Below are 19,602 nucleotides of genomic sequence, written 5' to 3'. Positions count from 1 at the left end.
GGAGGCGCGCATGGACGTCATCCGCCTCATTGCCTCCGACCTTGACGCCACCCTGCTGGACGACCAGAGCCAGCTGCCGCCGGACTTTGCGGAGACTGTCCGCGCTCTGGCAGAGCGGGGCATCCGGTTCGCTGCCGCCAGCGGACGGCCCATCTATACCTTAGAGGAGATGTTCGCGCCCCTGCAGGACGACATCATCCTTGTGGGTGACAACGGCGGTGCCATCTGCTGGAAGGGCGAGAGCCTGTATCTCTCCGAGATGGACGCTGCCGACTGGCACACGCTGGCCGGGCAGGCCCGGAGCGCGGGCCACGCCGCCGTCCTCTGCGGGCTGGAAACGGCCTATGTGGAGGAGCAGTTCCGGCCATACGACAGGGTCTTCAAGAGATTCTACACCAAGGTGGAATATGTCCCTCATCTGGAGGACGTGACCGCCCGGGTGGATAAATTCACCATCTACTTCCCCGAGGGAGATGCCCAGAAGGGCTACGACGCGCTTTATGGCCCGGTCTGGGGCGGGCGCTTCTCGGTGGCGGTGGCCGGTGCAGACTGGGTGGACATCATGAACCCCGGCGTCCACAAGGGCGCGGCCTTGCTTCGGCTGGGGGAGCGTCTGGGCGTCCTGCCCGAGGGCATGATGGCGTTCGGCGACACCTTCAACGACGCGGAGATGCTGAAGGCGGCAAAATACGGTTTCCTTGTAGAGAACGGCTCGCCCGCCCTCCGGGAGGAGGTGTCCTTCCTCGCGCCGCCCAACACCAGCTCCGGCGTGATACAGGTCCTGCGCCGCGTTCTGGCCCAGAATGGCCGGGTCTGTGAATCGGATTTCAGAAGAGCAAAATAGAGAACGGCATCGGAGAAAAGCTCAGATGCCGTTCTTTTTTATTGGTATAAAAGTGCGCCCAGCACCGCCGAGAGCAGGATCATCCCGATGGGCGAAGGGGCTTTGCCCTTCGCTTTCTGCCAGACCAGCCGGATGATGGCCAGAAGTGCAAGGATGCCAATGCCCCGCCATGCGGGCGAGGGCGTTTCAGCGGCGGTGGAGATGCCCAGCAGAGTGCTCAGCCCCATGGTGAAGGCCGTGGAGAGGATGAGGGCCACGACGCAGGGCCGGACGCCGGAGAGGAAAGCTTCGACCCCGGCGTACTTGAGCAGGTCGTGGATGAGGGCCGCGATGAGCAGGATGATGAAAAAGGACGGCAGAACGACGCCCAGCGTGGCGCAGAACGCCCCCAGCACCCCGCCCTGCGACGCGCCGATGAAGGTGGCCATGTTGACAGCCAGCGGGCCGGGTGTGGACTCCGACACCGCGATGAAGCTCAGAAACTCGGCCTCAGAGAGCCAGCCGTTGAGCAGGACTTTCTCCCGGATGAGGGAGATCATGCCGTAGCCGCCGCCGAAGGAGACGGCACCGATCTCCAGGAAGGTGAGGAATAATTTCAGAAACATCTTACTTCCCTTCCTTTCTGCGGCCGATGAGCCATGCAGCCACACCTGCCGCACCGCTGAGAAGGATGAGCAGGATGGACGAGATACTGACACCGGCCAGCGAGAGGCCCACCATCACCAGCATGACGGCGGCGAGAACGCCGGTGGCAAAGGGCGACTTGTCCAGCGCTTTGAGCATCCGCACGCCTGCCGAGAAGATGAGGTAGATGACGCAGACCTGAATGCCCTTGAAGGCGTTGGCGATGACAGTGAGCTGGGTGAACTGCTCGAAAAACAGCGAGATGGCGTAGATGATGAGGAAGGACGGCAGGCAGACAGCTACCGTGGCCGTGGCCGCGCCGGGAACTTTGGCCAGCTTGTAGCCGAGGTAGGTGGCGCTGTTGATGGCCACCGGTCCGGGGGTGGATTCCGCGATGGCGGTCATGTCGAGGAATTCGTCTTTGTCCAGCCATTTGCGGCGCTGGATGAACTCTTCTTCCAGCAGGGCGATCATGGCGTAGCCGCCGCCGAAGGTGAACAGACCGATTTTGAAAAAGGTGAAAAACAGCGTCTCGAGGCTTTTGGCCTCCTGTGCTGGAGTGTTATGTTTCATGGGCAGAGCCTCCTTTCCTTTATCTTACACGCGGGAAAGCACGACGTCAATAGCGGAGAAAAAGCGGGATTTTGCTTCCAGCGGCTTTACAATCCGGCCAAAAGGCGGTATTCTTTACCCATACCACTCTAAGATTCAGGAGGAAACGATGGACATCCGCCAGCTGCATTATTTTCTGGTCCTCTGCGAGGAGATGAACTACACCCGCGCGGCCCAGCGCCTGTTTTTATCCCGACAGGCTCTGCGTCAGAGCATCTCGGCCCTCGAGGCCGAATTGTGCGGGCCGCTCTTCCTCAGCGCCCACCACAAGCTCAGCCTCACCGACCGGGGCGTGAGCCTGCAGCGCCATGCCGCGCCGGTGGTGGAGCAGTTCCAGCAGATGCAGGCGGCGCTCCACGCCGAGATACAGTCGGCCCAGCCGGTGCGCATCGGCATCAGTGTCTCGCTGGTGCCGGACTATCTGCCCGGCCTTGAGACCCAGCTGGACAAGTTCCGCCAGCAGTACCCCCACATCGAGATGCGGTTCCGCCTGCTGGACAACGACGCCGTGGCCGAGGGCGTGGAGCAGGGCGAGCTGGATGCGGGCCTTGTGATGGACCTGGGCTGTGCCGCACCGGTGCTGGCCCGCACCACCCTGCGGGCCGACCCGGCCTGCCTGCTGGTGCCGCGCGGCCACCCCTTCTGGGAAAAGGAGAGTGTGCCGCTGGCCGAGCTGCGGAACCAGAGGGTCCTTCTGCCCAGCCTGCGGCAGGACCTGTTCGCCCCGCTGTGGGAGGCCTGCGCCCGGGCGGGCTTTGCGCCCAACGCTGAGATAGGCCCCAGCTTTTATCAGGCGTACTACCTCGTGCAGGAGCAGCTCTGCACCTGCCTGACCCGGTACGAGCCGGGCGCGCGGCGGGAGCTGGATCGGGTGCGGGATGTCCTGCTGGAAGACCTGCCGCCCCTCTGCGTCTCACTTTTGCAGCGGCGCGACCATACGTCGGCTTATATCGACCTGCTGCGCAGCTACCTGATGGAGGTGCTGGGCGGTGCGGCCAGCCTGCCGCCCCGGCGCGGACGGTCGGCGAAGCCCTTCTATAACCTGCCCGTCCTGTCCAGCGCGGCGGCAAAGCCCGCCGTGGTACATCCTGCCCCCGGCACTCAGCTGCCCTTTGAGGGCGGACACAACTTCCGCGAGCTGGGCGGCTACGAGGCCGATGAGGGCAAGCACATCAAGTGGGGCCAGATCTACCGGGGCATCCCGACGTGGAAACTCACCAGCGAGGCTGACCGGAAGCTGCTGGATTCTCTGGGCCTGCGCCTCATCCTCGATCTGCGCAGCGAGGCCGAAGCGGCCGAGACGCCCGACTACGTGCCGGACGGCGCGCGGCTGGTGCGCATCTGCGGTCTCTGCCTCGAGAACGGCAAAGAGGTGGACTTTTCGCCCGAAGACCGGGAGAACCTGCTGAAGGGAATGCCCGACGAGGGCCGTCGGATGGCGGACGCCATGTACGAGCGGATGCTCTTCGGCAACAAGGCGTACAAGGAGCTGTTCCGTGCGCTGGAAGCCGGTGAGACGCCGGTGCTCTTCCACTGCTCGGCGGGCAAGGACCGCACCGGCGTGGCCGCCATGCTCATCCTGCTGGCGCTGGGCGCGTCGGACAAGACCATCGCCGAAGATTTTGAGAAGACGAACATCTGGCGCAGGCCGGAGCTGGAAGCCGTCTGGGCCGAGCACGCTGAGGAGATCGCCGCTGACCCTGCCCGGAAGGACTTCTACCTCGGCGTGTTCGGCGTCCACCCGGAGTCTGCTCCCTTCGTGCTGAGCATCATCCGGGAGCGCTATGGCAGTGCCGACGCCTATCTGGAAGCCGAATACGGCCTCACTCCGGCCCGCCTGATGCGCCTGCGCCGGATGTATCTCGAATAAATAAAAAAATAATTTCCGCTTTCGGCCTTACTTCTCCTTGACATTGTGCAAAATGTTTCGTAATATAAGAAGTAGTATGGAATCTAAGACGCTGCAGGCGGAACATTCCGCGACCAGATATTTCAATGGGGCTTCATCTGCCCGTTTTTATAAGCACATCTTGTAAATCGAAAAGCTGCACCAGACCTACCGCACAGGAAGATTTTTCTCTGCGTCTGTTCTTGTTGGCCTCTTTTGCGTTGAAAATTTGATTTATGTCTGGCCCGCGTTCGGCCGCACAGCGTCTCCTGCCTGTTAAAGCAAAATTTGACTGTTAAGGAGAGTGAAGAACAATGACCGTGATCGGAGTGATCGTGGCATTGATCGTTGCTGTCGCTGCCGCAGCTGCGGGCTATTTTATTGGTTACAACAACCGTAAAAAGACCGCAGAGGCCCAGATCGGCAGCGCCGAGGCCGAGGCGACCCGGCTGGTGAACGAAGCGATCAAGACCGCCGACCAGAAGCGCAAGGAAGCTATTCTGGAAGCAAAGGATGAGGCTTTCCGCCTGAAAGCCGAGGTCGATGCCCAGAAGGCAGAGGCCGATAAAGAGATCAAGCAGCGCCGTGCGGAGATCAGCCGCCAGGAGAACCGCATCGACCAGAAGGAAACTGCCCTCGACCGCAAGACCGAGGCTCTGGAAAAGCGCGAGGAAGAGCTGAAAAAGAAGCACGAGGAGGCCGAGGCCCATCTGGCCGAGGTCGATGCCCTGCGCGCCAAGGAGATGGAGCGTCTGGAAACGCTGGCCGGCCTGAGCCAGGAGGACGCCCGCGAAGTGCTGTTGCACAAGGTGGACGAGGAGCTGACCCACGAGAAGGCCATCCGCGTCGCCGCCTACGAGACCGATTTGAAGGAGAACTGCGACGGCATCGCCCGCAACCTCATCGGCCAGGCCATCAGCCGCTGTGCTGCTGACCACTGCAGCGAGACCACCGTCAGCGTCGTCCCGCTGCCCAGCGACGAGATGAAGGGCCGCATCATCGGCCGTGAGGGCCGCAATATCCGCGCCCTTGAGACGGCCACCGGCGTTGACCTTATCATTGATGATACCCCGGAGGCCATTACCCTGTCCTCCTTCGACCAGACCCGCCGCGAGGTGGCCCGCATGACGCTGGAGCGCCTTATCGGCGATGGCCGCATCCACCCCGCCCGCATTGAGGAAACGGTGGAAAAGTGCCGCCACGACCTCGAACTGCAGATGAAGCGGGAGGGCGAGCGCGCTGTTATGGAGCTGGGCATCCACGGCCTGCACCCCGACCTCATCAAGCTCATCGGCCGCCTGAAGTACCGCACCAGCTTTGGCCAGAACGCTCTGACCCACAGCATGGAAGTGGCCTGGCTGGCTGGCCTGCTGGCAGGCGAGATGGGTGTGAACGTCACGCTGGCACGCCGTGCCGGTCTGCTGCATGACATCGGCAAGGCTCTTGACCATGAGATCGAGGGCAGCCATGTCCAGATCGGTGTGGACATCTGCCGCAAGTACAAGGAAAACACCCAGGTCATCCACGCTATCGAGGCCCATCACGGCGATGTGGAGCCCAAGACTCCGCTGGCCTTCATCATTCAGGCCTGCGACGCCATCAGCGCTGCCCGTCCGGGCGCCCGCCGCGAGAATGTCGAGAGCTATGTGAAGCGTCTGGAGAATCTGGAGGAGATCTCTTCCAGCTTTGAGGGCGTCGAGCAGGCATTCGCCGTGCAGGCTGGCCGCGAAGTGCGCATCATGGTCAAGCCCGACGTCATCAGCGACGATCAGGTCATCCTGCTGGCCCGCTCCATCGCAAAGAAGATCGAGGATACGCTGGATTACCCCGGCCAGATCAAGGTCAATGTCATCCGCGAGAGCCGTGCCGTCGAGTACGCAAAATAAAATATCGAAAGATAGAAAGAGCCGCTGTGCGTATGCACAGCGGCTCTTTTGGCATATTGGATCCATTGCGAAATGGCGAAACTTGTGGTATTCTGTAGATGTCGGCCATCCGACTCCATAAAATGGGGGAGGAGGTGATATAAATGAATACAATGCTTTCGTTTGCGCTGTCCGTCGCAGCAAATGTGGTAGCTCATTGCATTTGCAAGTGGCTTGATGAACAGTTCAAGGCCGGCAAGCACTAACCCCTAGCGAGCAGAAAACCCCTTCGGTATGAACGGTACCGTAGGGGTTTTCCTGTTGCTCTTGGTGATACAAATGAACACCATTGTTTTCGTTTGCAACTCTATTATATGCAGTTTGAGATGAAAAGTCAAGCCGCATACAAGAAAGAGTAAGCGAATGAGAATATCGTTCCGACGTGAAATTCAAAATTTTTTCATAATTTACTTGACAACAGGGTTTGTATGTAGTATACTCCACAGCAACCGAACAAACATACATACAAAGTAGGTTTATGCCAAATGGGAGGAACATCATGGGAGAGCGAATGTGTTGACAGACAAAAACGACATCACACTCAAAAATAAAGGAGAATCCGTTTTATGTCTGTAGAAATTCTGGATCTGGCCGCACTGGCCCTGACTGCCGTATTTTTTGCCCTGCTGTACTACCTGCACAAGAAAAAGCACGTTGACTTCGGCGTGCGCACCATTCTGGCTGTGGGCCTCGGCCTCATTGTGGGCCTCGTGTTCAAGGGCCACCACACCTATGTCGCCGCTGTGGGTACCATCTACGCCCACGTCGTTTCGGCTGTGGTCATCCCGCTGCTGATCTTCAGTATCATTTCCAGCATCACCAATCTGGGCAATTCCGTCCGTCTGAAGAACATCGGCCTCAAGACTGTTTTCTTCCTCGTCCTGAACACCTTTTTCGCCAGCCTCATCACCCTGATCGCTGGTGTCGTGACCAACATTGGCCACGGTGTGAAGTATGAGCTGGCCACCGACTACACCGCCAAGGAAGTCCCCACCTTTGTGGACACGGTTATCAGCCTCTTCCCCCAGAACCTCGCTTCCCACTGGGCAAACGGCGAGGTGGTGCCTATCGTGGTCTTCTGCATTCTGGTCGCCATCAGCTACAACAAGATTGCCGCCAAGAAACCCGAGGAGGTCGCCCCCTTCAAGAAGTTTATCGACGCCGGTGACGTTGTGATGGGCCGCGTGGTCAGCTATGTCATCTCCTTCACTCCGTATGCCGTCCTGTCCCTCATCGCCCGTGCTGTCAGCCGCTCTTCTCCGGCCGACCTCGTCCCCCTGCTGAGCGTTCTGGTGCTGGCTTATGTCCTCTGCGCGATTCAGGCCTTCGTGGTCGAGGGCGCGCTCATCAAGATCGTCGGCAAGCTGGATCCTGTCCAGTTCTTCAAGGGCGTCTGGCCCGCCGGCACTGTCGCCTTCACTTCTCAGAGCAGCGTTGGCACCATCCCTGTCACGGTCAACCAGCTGACCAAGAAGCTGGGCGTCAACGAGGACATCGCCGCCTTTGGTGCAAGTCTGGGTGCAAACCTCGGTATGCCGGGCTGCGCCGGTGTCTGGCCCACCCTGCTGGCTGTCTTTACCATCCACCTGCTGGGCATTGACTACACCCCGGTGCAGTACGCCTTCCTCGTTGTGCTGGCTGTCGTCGTCTCCATCGGTACCGTCGGCGTGCCTGGCACGGCTACCATCACTGCTACCGCTCTGTTTGCTGCTGCCGGTCTGCCGGTGGAAGCCATCATCCTGCTTTCGCCCATTTCCAGCATTGCTGATATGGCTCGTACTGCCACCAACGTCGTCGGCGCTGCCGTCGCTACCACCCTTGTGGCTGCCACCGAAGGCCAGCTGGACAAGGCTGTGTACAATGGCAAGGTCGAAGTACCAGCTGCCGAGGCAGTCTGAGCACTTTTCAAAGTGCTTTTGAGACAAAACTTCAGGCACATAAAGTAAAATAAAGTCCGGACAGCCCACTATGCCGAGAAAGCATAATGGGCTGTTTTCTTTATAAAAGAAAGATGCGACACGAAACTGTACGCGGCAAAAGCACAAGTAATACTTATTTCACATGAACTGTACTTCACATGAATACACATCAAGGGCAAAACTATACAAAATTCAAATCGGAATTTTGACGTGTAGTTGGTCAAACTACAGAAATCGTCGGGTTGAGGGTATAAATTTGGCAAAAAGTCTTTTCTTTCGGCGGTGGACGATGTATAATGCGGCCAAGGCACAAGGGTGTGCAGAAAGCTCCAGAGGGGGAGCAGAACACCTTGTGCATTTTTCAGAAACAGTCGCTTTAATACGTTAAAGCGGTGTTAGAGAGGGGAAAAGATATTATGAGATTCGATCGTCGTATTTCGCGTCGCAGCTTTCTGGCAGCAGCAGGCGTATCCGCAGCAGCTCTGGCCCTGACGGCCTGCGGAGGCTCCAGCTCCACGGCAGCGTCTACCGCTGCCTCCACCGGTGCTTCCAGCGCAGCTGGCACTGCCGCAGGCGGCACCCTGAACATCATGCTGGAGACTGAGGTCCAGTCTCTGGACCCGCAGATCGCCACCGACGGCACCTCCTTTGAGGTCATCGCCGACTACACCGACGGTCTGATGCAGATGGACGCCGACGGCGCAGCTGTCCCGGCCCTCGCCGAGACCTACGACATCAGCGAGGACGGCAAGACTTATACCTTCCACCTGCGCGATGCAAAGTGGTCCAACGGTGACGCCGTCACCGCAGCCGACTTCGTGTTCGGCTGGCAGCGTGCTGTTGACCCCGCCAATGCTTCCGAGTATTCCTATATGCTGTCTGACATCGGCCAGGTGGTCAACGCCGCAGAGATCATTGCCGGTGAGAAGCCCGTCACGGATCTGGGCGTGACCGCAGTGGATGACAAGACCCTCGAAGTTCAGCTGAACGTCCCTGTCAGCTACTTCCTGAGCCTGATGTACTTCCCCACCTTCTACCCTGTCAACGAGGCATTCTTCAACACCTGCAAGGATACCTTCGGTACCAGCCCCGACACCGTCCTGTCCAACGGTGCATTCATCCTGACCGACTACCAGCCCGCTGCTACCGCATTCGAGATGACCAAGAACCCCGACTACTACGACGCTGCAAACATCGCTCTGGATGGTCTGGCCTATCAGGTCATCAAGGACAGCCAGCAGGCTCTGATGAGCTTCCAGACCGGCGCACTGGATCTGACCCTGCTGAACGGTGAGCAGGTGGATCAGGTAAAGGACGACCCCCAGTTTACCAGCGTGGGCGCCGGCTACCTGTGGTACATCAGCCCCAACATCGATGCGGTGCCTGAACTGGCAAACGAGAACCTGCGCAAGGCTATGACCTCTGCTCTGGACCGCGACGCCATCACCGGCGACGTCCTGAAGGACGGCTCTGCTCCCTGCTACACCGCCGTGCCTCCGCAGTTTGCCACCGGCCCGGACGGCAGCGATTTCAGCGCCGACCAGACCAAGTTCGCTGATTCCTGCGCATTCGATGCAGCCAAGGCAGCCGAGTATTACGAGACCGCCAAGAGCGAGCTGGGCAAGGACGGCTTCTCCTTCGACATGATCGTTGATGCCGACGATGCACCTCAGAAGGTGGCACAGGTCGTCAAGGAGCAGCTCGAGACCACTCTCCCCGGCCTAACCGTGAACCTGACCGTCGAGCCCAAGAAGCAGCGCGTGCAGGATATGCAGGACGGTAACTTCCAGCTGGGCCTGACCCGCTGGGGTCCCGACTACGCTGACCCCATGACCTACCTGGGTATGTGGGTCACCGGCAACTCCAACAACTACGGTCTGTGGAGCGACGCCGAGTTTGACTCCATCATCGAGGAGTGCACCACCGGCGACCTCTGCACCGACCCCGAGGGCCGTTGGGCAGCTCTGTACGATGCAGAAGCCATCGTTCTGGAGCAGGCAGTCATCTTCCCGCTGTACGGCCAGTGCAATGCCGAGATGATCTCCAGCGCCGTTACCGGCGTGGATTTCCACCCGGTGGCCCTGAACCGTGTGTACAAGCGGGCCGCAAAGAACGCTTAAAGAAAAAACGCTGAACAAAGGCCGCACAGTGGCCCGCAAAAGCCACTGTGCGCCTTTTTGGCATTGTACTTGTCCGCGGCCTGCGCACGACTGACTGCGGACAGGAAAACCAAAGGGGGTTCACCTGACGTGAAAAAATATACGCTCAAGCGTATCCTCACCTCGCTGTTTACGCTGCTGGCCATCCTGCTGGTGCTGTTCATCCTGATGCAGCTGATGCCCGGCTCGCCCTTCAACGACGAAAAGCTGACAGCCGATATGAGAGCCGCGCTCTATGCAAAATACGGCCTTGACCAGCCGATCTACATCCAGTTCTTCCGCTACGTGGGCAATATGCTCCGGGGCGATCTGGGTGTGAGCTACAACATCTCCAAAAATACGCCTATCTCCCAGCTCATCCAGTCCCGCCTGCCCATCTCGATTCAAATCGGCGGCATGGCTGTTATGCTGGGCGCTCTGGTGGGCCTTATGCTGGGCATTGTGGCTGCCCTCAAGCGGGATACCATTTTTGATACCATTGCCACCATTATCTCGGTCATCGGCGTGTCGGTGCCGTCCTACGTTTTCGCACTGGCCCTGAGCTACACCTTCGGCTTCAAGCTCCGCTGGTTCCCGATGCTGTTCTCCGCCAAGGATGTCTTAGGTTCGAGTGTCCTGCCCAGCGTGTCGCTGTCCATGTTCACCATGGCATCCATCGCCCGCTTCACCCGAAGCGAGATGATAGAAGTCCTCGACTCTGACTATATGCTGCTGGCCGAGAGCAAGGGCATCTCCGGCCCGGCGCTGATCTTCCGCCACGCCCTGCGCAATGCGCTCATTCCTATTATTACGGTTTTGGCCCCCCTCATCGTTGATTTGATGACCGGCTCGCTGGTGGTCGAGAAAATTTTCGCCATCCCCGGCGTGGGCAGCCTGCTGGTGACGGCCATCCAGTCCAACGACTACAACGTGGTCATTGGTCTGAGCTTCATCTACAGCGCCATGTACATTGGCATCATGCTGGTCGTTGACCTGCTGTACGGCATCATCGACCCGCGCATCCGTCTGGCAAAGGGGGACGACTGATATGGCAGAAAAAGCGATTCGACTGGGCGGCGAAAGCACCGCCGCAGCCATCACGCAGGCCGTGCAGGAACTGTACCCTGAGCATAAGTTCACCGAGGCAGAGTTTGCCCGGAAGGACAACGCGGCTGAAATCGCGGTGGATACCAACTTCGCGGCCCAGAGCTTCTGGAAAGACGTCCGCATCCGCTTCTTCCGCAAGAAGAGCGCCGTGCTGGGCCTCGTGATGATCATGATCATCCTGCTGCTGGCCATCTTTGGCCCGGGAATGAATGCTTATACTTATTCCGGCCAGGATCTGAGCCAGAAGAATTTTGCGCCTCGCGTCCCCGGCATCGAGCAGCTCGGCATTCTGGACGGCAGCGAAAAGATGAGCACGACCACCGGTACCAAGATCGTCAACAACTATGTCGAAAAAGGCAAGGATGACGTCTACTACTGGTTCGGCAGCGACCTCTATGGCCGCGACATCTGGACCCGTACTTGGGAAGGCGCCCGCGTCTCCCTTATCATCGCCGTGGCGGCTGCCGTCATTGATATGCTCATCGGCATGAGCTATGGCCTCATCTCGGGCTACTTCGGCGGCAAGGTGGATATGCTGATGCAGCGCTTTCTTGAAGTTGCCAACGGCATCCCCCGTCTGGTCATCGTTACGCTGCTGCTTCTGGTGCTGCAGCCCGGCATGATCACCATCATCTTCGCTCTGATGCTGACCGAGTGGGTGGGCATGAGCCGCATCGCCCGCGCTGAGATGCTCAAGCTGAAGGACCAGGAATTCGTTCTGGCTTCCCGCACTCTGGGTGCCGGCAGCTTCTTCATTATCTTTAAGGAAGTGCTGCCCAACATCATCGGACCCATCATCACTCAGGTCATGTTCAGCATCCCCACCGCGATCTTTACCGAGGCATTCCTTTCCTTCGTGGGTCTGGGCATCCCGGTGCCGCAGTGCTCGCTGGGTTCCCTGATCAGTGAGCTGTACAACAGCTTCACCACCCATCCCTATCAGATCATCCCGCCCATCGTGGTCATGAGCCTACTGATGCTCAGCTTCAACCTGCTGGCCGACGGCCTGCGCGAGGCACTTGACCCCAAGATGAAGAGTATGTAAGGAGGCGCACAACATGCCTGATACGAAAAGAGAACAGGTCTTGTCGGTGCGAGACCTTGATATTACCTTTAAGACGACGGCTGGCCCCGTCCACGCCATCCGCGGCGTGAACATCGACCTGTACAAGGGCGAGACGGTGGCGCTGGTGGGTGAGTCTGGTTCCGGTAAGTCCGTCACCATGAAGGCGGCCATGGGCATTCTGGCCCAGAACGCCAAGGTGAACAGCGGCAGCATCCAGTTCAGCTACCATCACGCCGACGGCAGTCCTGAAACCGTCGATCTGCTGCAAAAAGATAAAAAGTGGATCCGCCGCCACATCAACGGCAAGCGCATCGCCATGGTCTTTCAGGACCCCATGACCAGCCTTGACCCCACCATGACCATCGGCAAGCAGATCATGGAAGGGATGCTCTGGCACTTCAAGATGCCCAAGGCTGAGGCATATCAGAAGGCCCTCAAGCTGCTGGAAGAAGTCGGTATCACCGACGCCGAAAAGCGGATGAAGAGCTACCCGCACCAGCTGTCCGGCGGTATGCGTCAGCGCGTGGTCATCGCCATCGCGCTGTCCTGCGACCCGGACCTGCTCATCTGCGATGAGCCCACCACCGCACTGGATGTGACCATTCAGGCAAAGATCCTTGAGCTTATCCGCAGCATCCAGAAGGAGCGCGGCATTTCGGTCATCTACATCACCCATGACCTCGGCGTCGTGGCAAAGGTGGCGGACTATGTCGATGTCATGTACGCGGGCAAGATCGTGGAGACCGGCACCATCGACGAGATCTTCTACGACCCGCGCCACCCCTACACCTGGGGTCTGCTGTCGGCCATGCCCGACCTCGATACCGCCGACGAGCGCCTGTACACCATCCCCGGTTCGCCGCCGAACCTGCTGCATGAGAAGGCCGGCGACGCCTTCGCACCCCGCAACAAGTACGCGCTGGAGATCGACGACGAGATCGACCCGCCCATGTTCAAGATCAGCGACACCCACTTCGCAGCTACCTGGCTGCTGGACCCCCGCGCTCCCAAGGTGGAGATGCCGCCTGAGCTGAAAGACCGTGTGGCCCGTATGAGCGCAGAAGCAAAAAAGATCGAGGAGGCGGAGTAAATGGCAGCACAGAGCGCTACCCCTCTTCTGAAGGTCGAGGGACTGAAGCAGTATTTCAAGGTGAACAAGAACTTCACCGTCAAGGCCGTGGACGATGTCAGCTTTGAAATTTATCCCGGCGAGACGTACGGTCTGGTGGGTGAGTCCGGCTCGGGCAAATCCACCATTGGCCGCAGCATCATCCGGCTGTATGATCCCACCGCAGGCAAAATCACCTTCGACGGGCAGGACATCAGCGGCCGTCTGTCTCACGCCCAGAACAACACCCTGCGCACCCAGATGCAGATGATATTCCAGGACCCGATGGCGTCCCTGAACCCCCGCAAGAAGGTGGAGGACATCATCGGCGAGGGTCTGGACATCCACCATATGTACAAGACCCAGGACGAGCGCCGCGAAAAGGTGGAGAAAATTCTGGAGAAGGTCGGCCTTGCGCCCGAGCACGCTGAGCGCTACCCCCACCAGTTCTCCGGCGGTCAGCGCCAGCGCGTCGGCATCGCCCGCGCCCTCATCATGAACCCGAAGCTCATCATCGCCGACGAGTGCATCTCGGCACTGGACGTGTCGATCCAGGCACAGGTCGTCAACCTGATGAAGGACATCCAGCAGGAGACCGGCACAGCCTACCTGTTCATCGCACACGACCTGTCCATGGTCAAGTACATCTCCGACCGTATCGGTGTGCTCCATCTGGGCCACCTGCTGGAAACGGGTACGACGGAAGAAATTTTTGCAGATCCCATTCATCCCTACACCCGGAGCCTGCTGTCGGCTATCCCGCTGCCGAACCCGGTGGTGGAAAAGCGCCGCGTGGCCGAGACTTACGACTATGCCACTTCCGGCATCGACTACAGCAAAGGCACCAGCCACCTCGTCAGCGGCAGCCACTACGTCAAGTGTACCGATGAAGAGTTTGCAAAGTGGTGTAAATAAAATGAAAACGCAAGTCTCTTGACAACCTGCGTTCTAACGTCTATAATGAAGACAAAGAAAGGCGCTGTCCGCTCAGTGGTCAGCTCCCTCCTCTATCACGGAAATTTAAGAATAAATGACCGCTTGAGTTTGGTAGACTGTAGGGCGGTCATTTTTCTTGTCATTTTTTAGAATAGTTCTTTGCCCGAGGCTTGTCACGAAAGACATCCCTCGAGATCATCCATGTCACATTGATGACACCGATGATGACTGTGGCCAAAAGGTTCAGTGCAGAAAAAACGATATTCAAAATATCCATGATGGATTCCTCCTTCAAGTCTTTCATGTATAAATGATTAAGACCATCCGGAGGATGACAAAAATTGGACTTCCTCCGGACGGCACACGGAACGTGATGCCGAGGAGGGAGCATGACCGCTGCACTTGCAGGACAGCGCCTCTCTAATCACAGAATAACACAAATAGCAATGGATTTCAATGGCACGGCCTACCTTATATAGTGGGATTCAAAATGTCTTCGGGCAGGGCGTTGTATTCCACACGGAAATTTGGTATCATATACAATATGGCTTTTGTTATGTGATGCGGCGCGATTTGCGCCCGGAGAGATATTGGGAGGAACGATATGATAATCCCCGGCATCCTGTTTCTTTTGGGATTGCTCTGCCTTATCAAGGGCGGTGACTGGTTCGTGGACGGCGCATCGGCGCTGGCCCGTCGGTTCCACCTGCCGGAACTGCTCATCGGCGCAACGGTGGTGTCCATCGGCACTACCCTGCCCGAGGTGATGGTGTCCACCATCTCGGCGGTGTCCGGCCACGGCGAGATCTCCTACGGCAACGCCATCGGTTCTGTCATCTGCAACGCGGCCCTCATCGCGGCCATTACGGTGGCCGTGCGGCCCGGCAAGGTGGACCCCAAGACCCTGCGTGTGCCGGTGGCTTTCTTCTTTGCAGCTGCGGCCATCTACTGCGTGGCAGCTTACGGCATGGGCCGCTTTACCCGTCCGATGGGCCTGCTGATGCTGGGGATGTTCGTGGCCTATATGGCGGCGAATGTCTGGCAGATGAAAAATGCTCCGGCAGAGCCGGAGCATGAGGAAGAGCCGATGGGCATCGGAAAAATCGTCCTGCTGCTGGTGGTGGGCGCAGCCCTCATCGCGCTGGGCGCGAACCTACTGGTGGACAACGGCACCATCATCGCGCAGGCGATGGGCGTGCCGGAATCGGTCATCGCGCTGACCTTCGTGGCGCTGGGTACCTCGCTGCCTGAGCTGGTCACAGCCATTACTTCGCTGATGAAGGGCCACAGCGACCTCTCGCTGGGCAATGTCGTGGGTGCGAATGTCTTCAACCTCGTGCTGGTCAGCGGCATGTCGGTGACACTGGCACCGTTTGAAATCCCTCAGAGTGCGACCCTGTTCGGTATCAACTCGAGTCTGGTGCTCGAGCTGCCCGTGATGCTGCTGGTGATGGTGCTGCTGACCATCCCGGCGCTGGTGCGTGGAAAGCTCTCCCGTGTGCAGGGTGTGGCGCTGCTCTGCATCTATGCCGCATTCTGCGCAGTGCAGTTTACAATGTAAAACTGCGCAAATCGACAAAAAGCAATCTTTTCTCTGTTGACAAGCGTTGGCAGGATCCTTTATTATAAGAGTATAATGGTTCGTCCAATAGGGCGGACAGAGAAAATGACCGCCGCGGAGCAGGAGACCGCAGCGGTCATTTTTGCTTGTCTTGAAAAATGTTGTCAGGAAACGAACACTGCCACGACGAGCGCCTGACCGCCGATGACGCCGACGGCAAAGCCGGATCTCTGGCAGTCGTAAGGCTGATAAGAATCCGACGAAACCAGAAGATTCCGATTGTCGATGAGCTTTCCAGCAACGGGGCCAAACTCTGCATCTTCTTTCAGGACGCCGTCCTCCAGAATGTCGGCAGAGAGGAAGGAATAACTGACCCAGTAAGTTTCGCTGGACGAGGGAGAAATTCTGCTCAGAACAGCGTCGGCACAATTCGCGCGGCAATATTCATCTTCGGGATTTTCGGCTAAAAACTCGACCGCTTTGTTGATGTCGCCGCCGGAGTTCTGCGCAAGATACAGAAATACAGCCTCAGCAGCAGAGTCACTGCCCTGTATAAAATGGTTGGAGATCTGGACGCGGTGGAAATACTCCTGATTCAGAGCAGAAAGAAGCTGCGTCTTTCCCTGAGAGCTGTCATCCGGGGGAATGTCTGGCGGCTGGACAAACTGTCCTGTTCCTATCCCGATCTGACAGCTGCAGAGCAGAAGCAGGAGACTGAGAACAGCTCCACAAATAAAACTGCATCGTCTGACACACTGCATCATGGTGGGACCTCCTGCCGGCATGGCGCGATTTCGCTGAGATGGAGCAGAAACGATGAAATACAACTCGCTGCAGCGCTTTTCATCTTTTATGACACAATGATATGATTTCAACGACAGAATGTCAATGTCTTTGCAGAAACTCGCAAAAATCTGGAAAAATAGCCAATGTGGGCTGTTGAAATTTGACGTATCAGACAATTTTTGGAAAATGAAAAACAGCCCCAACTAAAAAGCGGGGCTGCTGCAATTACTGGGAGAATATTGAACTTTTTACTCGAGGCTCAAGCTGTCCAGTACTTCATTCACTACATCCAGCGCCACCTGTCCGGGTGCGCTGGCCTGCCCGGGGTTGGCGAAGGTCATGGCAGAGCCGAACGTCTCACCGCACAGGCGGCTCACTGCACCCAGCGCACCCATGCTCATGGTGATGACGGGCGTTTCGGGGTGCTGCTCTGCCATCTCTGCTGTGGCGGCCAGCAATTCGAGGACGTCAGATGGAGAGTTCGGCATCACAGCCAGTTTGGGCAGGTCGGCTCCGGTCTGCTGCATGGCGGTCAGGCGTGTGACCATCTCCGTCCGGGACGGCGTTTTGTGGAAATCATGGCTGGAACAAACCACTGCGACACCGGCCTTGTGCGCTTGCCCGATGAGGGCCGGAAGTTCTTCTTGATTGGGGAAGAACTCGACGTCAAGCAGATCGGCACAGCCGCTGACACAGACCGTGCCGCAGAAATCAGCGTATTGCTGCGGCGTCAGGGAGGTTTCTCCACCCTCTGCTTTGGTACGGAAGGTCACGAGCAGGAGCTTTTCGCCCAGCGCTGCTCGCAGACCGGACAGCACCCGCTTCAGTGCGGCAGCATCCAGAGCATCAGAAAACCAGTCGGCCCGCCACTCGATGCAGTCAGCTTTCAGCGCGGACAGCCGCCTGGCCTCACGGAGAATATCGTCCTCTGTGCGGGCGACGATGGGCAGGATGACTTTCGGGCGGCCTGCGCCGATGCAGCAGCCGCGGATGGTGATGCTGGACATGATAACTACCTCACTGCAAAAAAGATACTTTCATCATACGGCCTGTCCCGCCGCTTGTCAAGCCTGCCGGAGCAAAAACCGAAAGCAAGTCGTTTTTTGTGGAAATTTGCACTTGCGGGATGGCCGAAAATCGTTTACAATAAGCGCAGCAAAGGCAGTGTGGCCCGCATGGGGCTGCGCTGCCTTTTTCGTTTTGGGAGGGAAAGAAAATGAAGGAAATGAAAACGACTGCGCAGGTGCTGGTGGACTGTCTGGAAGCTGAGGGCGTCGATGTGATGTTTGGCATTCCGGGCGAAGAGACGCTGGATTTGATGTTTGCGATTCGAGACAGCAAGATACGCTTCATCCCGGTGCGCCACGAGCAGGGTGCGGCCTTTATGGCGGATGTCTATGGCCGTCTGACCGGCCGGGCCGGCGTCTGCCTGTCCACCCTTGGCCCCGGTGCTACCAACCTTGTCACCGGTGTGGCGGATGCTTATCTGGACGGTGCGCCGCTGGTGGCCATCACGGGCCAGGTCGGCACCGACCGGATGCAGCTCACCAGCCACCAGTACCTTGACCTGACCGCGATGTTTGAGCCTATCACCAAGCGCTCGAAGCAGATCATCCGCCCCGACACGGTGGGCGAAATTGTGCGGCTGGCCTTCAAGCACGCCGAAAAGGGCAAGCCGGGCGCGACCCATATCGACCTGCCCCAGAATATCGCAAAAATGCCCGCCGACGCTGTGCCGCTCAAGCGCCAGCAGATGCATGAGGTCTATGCGGACCCGACCCACATTGCAGCGGCAGGAAAAATCATCAGTGAGGCGAAAAATCCGGTCATCCTTGCAGGCGCAGGTGCCGTGCGCGGCCATGCCGCCGCCGCTGTCACCGAGCTGGCTGACCGTTTGCACATCCCGGTGGTCAACACTATGATGGCCAAGGGCATCATCCCGATGGACGACAAGTACAGCCTCTGGACCATCGGCATCCCGCAGCAAGACTATGTCAACCAGCTCTTCGATCGGGCGGATGTGGTCATCGCTATCGGTTACGACATCGTGGAGTGCGCACCGGCCAAGTGGGGCGCACGGGAGAATATGACCATCGTCCACATCGACAGCGCCCCCGCCGATGTCAACAAGCGGTATCAGCCCGCTGTGGAAGTGGTAGGCGACATTTCAGAAAGCCTGTATGAGATACTGCGCTGTGCTCGCCGCACCGGTGAGCCGGAATTTGCACTGGCTCTCCGCCAGACGATGGTGGCAGAGCATGAGGCAATGGCGGCGGACGACAGCTGCCCCATGAAGCCGGCACGCATCCTCGCCGATGTGCGGAAGGTCATGGGCCGCGACGACATCGTGGTCAGCGATGTGGGCGCCCATAAGATGTGGATCGCCCGCCACTACGACTGCTATGAGCCCAACACCTGCCTCATCTCCAACGGCTTCGCCAGCATGGGCTTCTCCATCCCGGGTGCGTTCGCGGCAAAACTTCTCTATCCGGAGAAGAAGGTGCTGGCGGTCTGCGGCGACGGCGGATTCATGATGAACAGTCAGGAGCTGGAAACAGCGGTGCGGGAGCATGTGCCTTTTGTGACCCTCATCTGGGAGGACTCCAGCTACGGTCTCATCAAGTGGAAGGAGCAGGAGCAGTTCGGCGGCGAGCACTGCTATGTGGACTTCTCGAATCCCGATTTCAAGCTGCTGGCAGAGGCTATGCGCTGCAAGGGCTATCGTGTTGAGAAGGCAGAGAAACTTATCCCCACGCTGGAAGAGGCTTTCAAACAGGATGTCCCCAGTGTCATCGTGGTGCCGGTAGACTATAGCGAGAATATGAAGCTTACGGAACACCTCAAACAGGTGTATGCCCAGAAGTAACTATTATATATAAGAAAGAGCATCCGTTTGCCCGGTGAAGGCAGCAGATGCTCTTCTTATTATATATAGTGCAACGCCCCTCCCACTGGGAGGAGCCGCACGCCACAGGTGTGCTGAGTCGGTGTCAAAGCAGGGACTGATTTCAAGCAAAAAACTAGCGGATGTATACAAAAGCGAAAAAAGAGCAAAAAACTTGTAAAAAAGGCTTGCAAAGTGGCCCGG

General features: G+C 58.2%; 16 protein-coding genes. 11 read left to right on the top strand and 5 right to left on the bottom strand.

Going from position 1 to position 19,602, the window contains the following annotated elements; translation table 11 throughout:
- The first annotated feature begins 10 nt into the window (after positions 1-10).
- A complete protein-coding gene (locus AAAU26_RS09125) occupies positions 11-844 on the top strand; it encodes a Cof-type HAD-IIB family hydrolase (protein WP_227619426.1) in 834 nt (277 codons plus the stop codon).
- A gap of 38 nt (positions 845-882) precedes the next feature.
- Here the strand turns inward: AAAU26_RS09125 and AAAU26_RS09120 are convergent, their stop codons facing one another.
- Both AAAU26_RS09120 and AAAU26_RS09115 read right to left on the bottom strand, forming a co-directional pair.
- Positions 883-1,449: a chromate transporter gene (locus AAAU26_RS09120; RefSeq protein ID WP_227619425.1), complete on the bottom strand. Its 567-nt coding sequence runs from the start codon at positions 1,447-1,449 to the stop codon at positions 883-885.
- Between the two features lies 1 nt (position 1,450).
- Positions 1,451-2,041, bottom strand: coding sequence for a chromate transporter (locus tag AAAU26_RS09115; RefSeq protein WP_227619424.1), 591 nt, complete (start codon positions 2,039-2,041; stop codon positions 1,451-1,453).
- Between the two features lie 148 nt (positions 2,042-2,189).
- Between AAAU26_RS09115 and AAAU26_RS09110 the strand changes: the two genes are divergently transcribed.
- The 8 genes from AAAU26_RS09110 to AAAU26_RS09075 all read left to right on the top strand — a co-directional run bounded on the left by AAAU26_RS09110 (position 2,190) and on the right by AAAU26_RS09075 (position 14,146).
- Positions 2,190-3,950, top strand: a complete 1,761-nt coding sequence (locus AAAU26_RS09110; RefSeq protein ID WP_227619423.1) for a tyrosine-protein phosphatase — start codon at positions 2,190-2,192, stop codon at positions 3,948-3,950.
- A 332-nt stretch (positions 3,951-4,282) separates the two neighbouring features.
- The gene (rny, locus tag AAAU26_RS09105; protein WP_158395898.1) at positions 4,283-5,854 is read left to right on the top strand and encodes a ribonuclease Y; all 1,572 of its coding nucleotides are present in this window, start codon (positions 4,283-4,285) and stop codon (positions 5,852-5,854) included.
- Positions 5,855-6,459: 605 nt separating this feature from the next.
- Complete coding sequence (locus tag AAAU26_RS09100) at positions 6,460-7,791, top strand: dicarboxylate/amino acid:cation symporter (protein WP_227619422.1); 1,332 nt, start codon at positions 6,460-6,462, stop codon at positions 7,789-7,791.
- A 437-nt stretch (positions 7,792-8,228) separates the two neighbouring features.
- Positions 8,229-9,932 carry a peptide ABC transporter substrate-binding protein gene (locus AAAU26_RS09095; protein WP_227619421.1) on the top strand — a complete coding sequence of 568 codons (1,704 nt, stop codon included), beginning with the start codon at positions 8,229-8,231 and terminating at the stop codon, positions 9,930-9,932.
- Positions 9,933-10,061: 129 nt separating this feature from the next.
- The gene (locus AAAU26_RS09090; RefSeq protein ID WP_227619420.1) at positions 10,062-10,997 is read left to right on the top strand and encodes an ABC transporter permease; all 936 of its coding nucleotides are present in this window, start codon (positions 10,062-10,064) and stop codon (positions 10,995-10,997) included.
- 1 nt (position 10,998) lies between these two features.
- Positions 10,999-12,102, top strand: a complete 1,104-nt coding sequence (locus AAAU26_RS09085; RefSeq protein ID WP_227619419.1) for an ABC transporter permease — start codon at positions 10,999-11,001, stop codon at positions 12,100-12,102.
- A gap of 13 nt (positions 12,103-12,115) precedes the next feature.
- Positions 12,116-13,213, top strand: a complete 1,098-nt coding sequence (locus AAAU26_RS09080) for an ABC transporter ATP-binding protein (protein ID WP_015565959.1) — start codon at positions 12,116-12,118, stop codon at positions 13,211-13,213.
- Entirely contained in the window at positions 13,214-14,146 is a 933-nt protein-coding gene (locus tag AAAU26_RS09075; RefSeq protein WP_158395910.1) for an ABC transporter ATP-binding protein, read from the top strand. It begins immediately after the preceding gene.
- Between the two features lie 160 nt (positions 14,147-14,306).
- Here AAAU26_RS09075 and AAAU26_RS09070 read toward each other — a convergent pair whose 3' ends face one another.
- Positions 14,307-14,444, bottom strand: a complete 138-nt coding sequence (locus AAAU26_RS09070; RefSeq protein ID WP_227619418.1) for a hypothetical protein — start codon at positions 14,442-14,444, stop codon at positions 14,307-14,309.
- 327 nt (positions 14,445-14,771) lie between these two features.
- Between AAAU26_RS09070 and AAAU26_RS09065 the strand changes: the two genes are divergently transcribed.
- Positions 14,772-15,728 (top strand): calcium/sodium antiporter, encoded by a 957-nt coding sequence (locus AAAU26_RS09065; RefSeq protein WP_158395911.1) that lies wholly within the window; start codon positions 14,772-14,774, stop codon positions 15,726-15,728.
- 164 nt (positions 15,729-15,892) lie between these two features.
- Here AAAU26_RS09065 and AAAU26_RS09060 read toward each other — a convergent pair whose 3' ends face one another.
- Together AAAU26_RS09060 and aroD are read right to left on the bottom strand one after the other, a co-directional pair.
- Positions 15,893-16,492: a hypothetical protein gene (locus tag AAAU26_RS09060; RefSeq protein ID WP_227619417.1), complete on the bottom strand. Its 600-nt coding sequence runs from the start codon at positions 16,490-16,492 to the stop codon at positions 15,893-15,895.
- Positions 16,493-16,762: 270 nt separating this feature from the next.
- Positions 16,763-17,521, bottom strand: coding sequence for a type I 3-dehydroquinate dehydratase (gene aroD / locus AAAU26_RS09055; RefSeq protein WP_227619416.1), 759 nt, complete (start codon positions 17,519-17,521; stop codon positions 16,763-16,765).
- A 209-nt stretch (positions 17,522-17,730) separates the two neighbouring features.
- Here aroD and AAAU26_RS09050 point away from each other — a divergent pair, with 209 nt between their 5' ends.
- Positions 17,731-19,380, top strand: coding sequence for an acetolactate synthase large subunit (locus AAAU26_RS09050; RefSeq protein ID WP_227619415.1), 1,650 nt, complete (start codon positions 17,731-17,733; stop codon positions 19,378-19,380).
- The last annotated feature ends 222 nt before the right edge of the window (positions 19,381-19,602 follow it).

Source organism: Faecalibacterium longum (assembly GCF_040094125.1).
Classification (GTDB): Bacteria; Bacillota; Clostridia; order Oscillospirales; family Ruminococcaceae; genus Faecalibacterium; species Faecalibacterium longum.
Note: the sequence above shows the minus strand (reverse complement) of the source record. Positions and strands in the feature narration are given on the sequence as shown.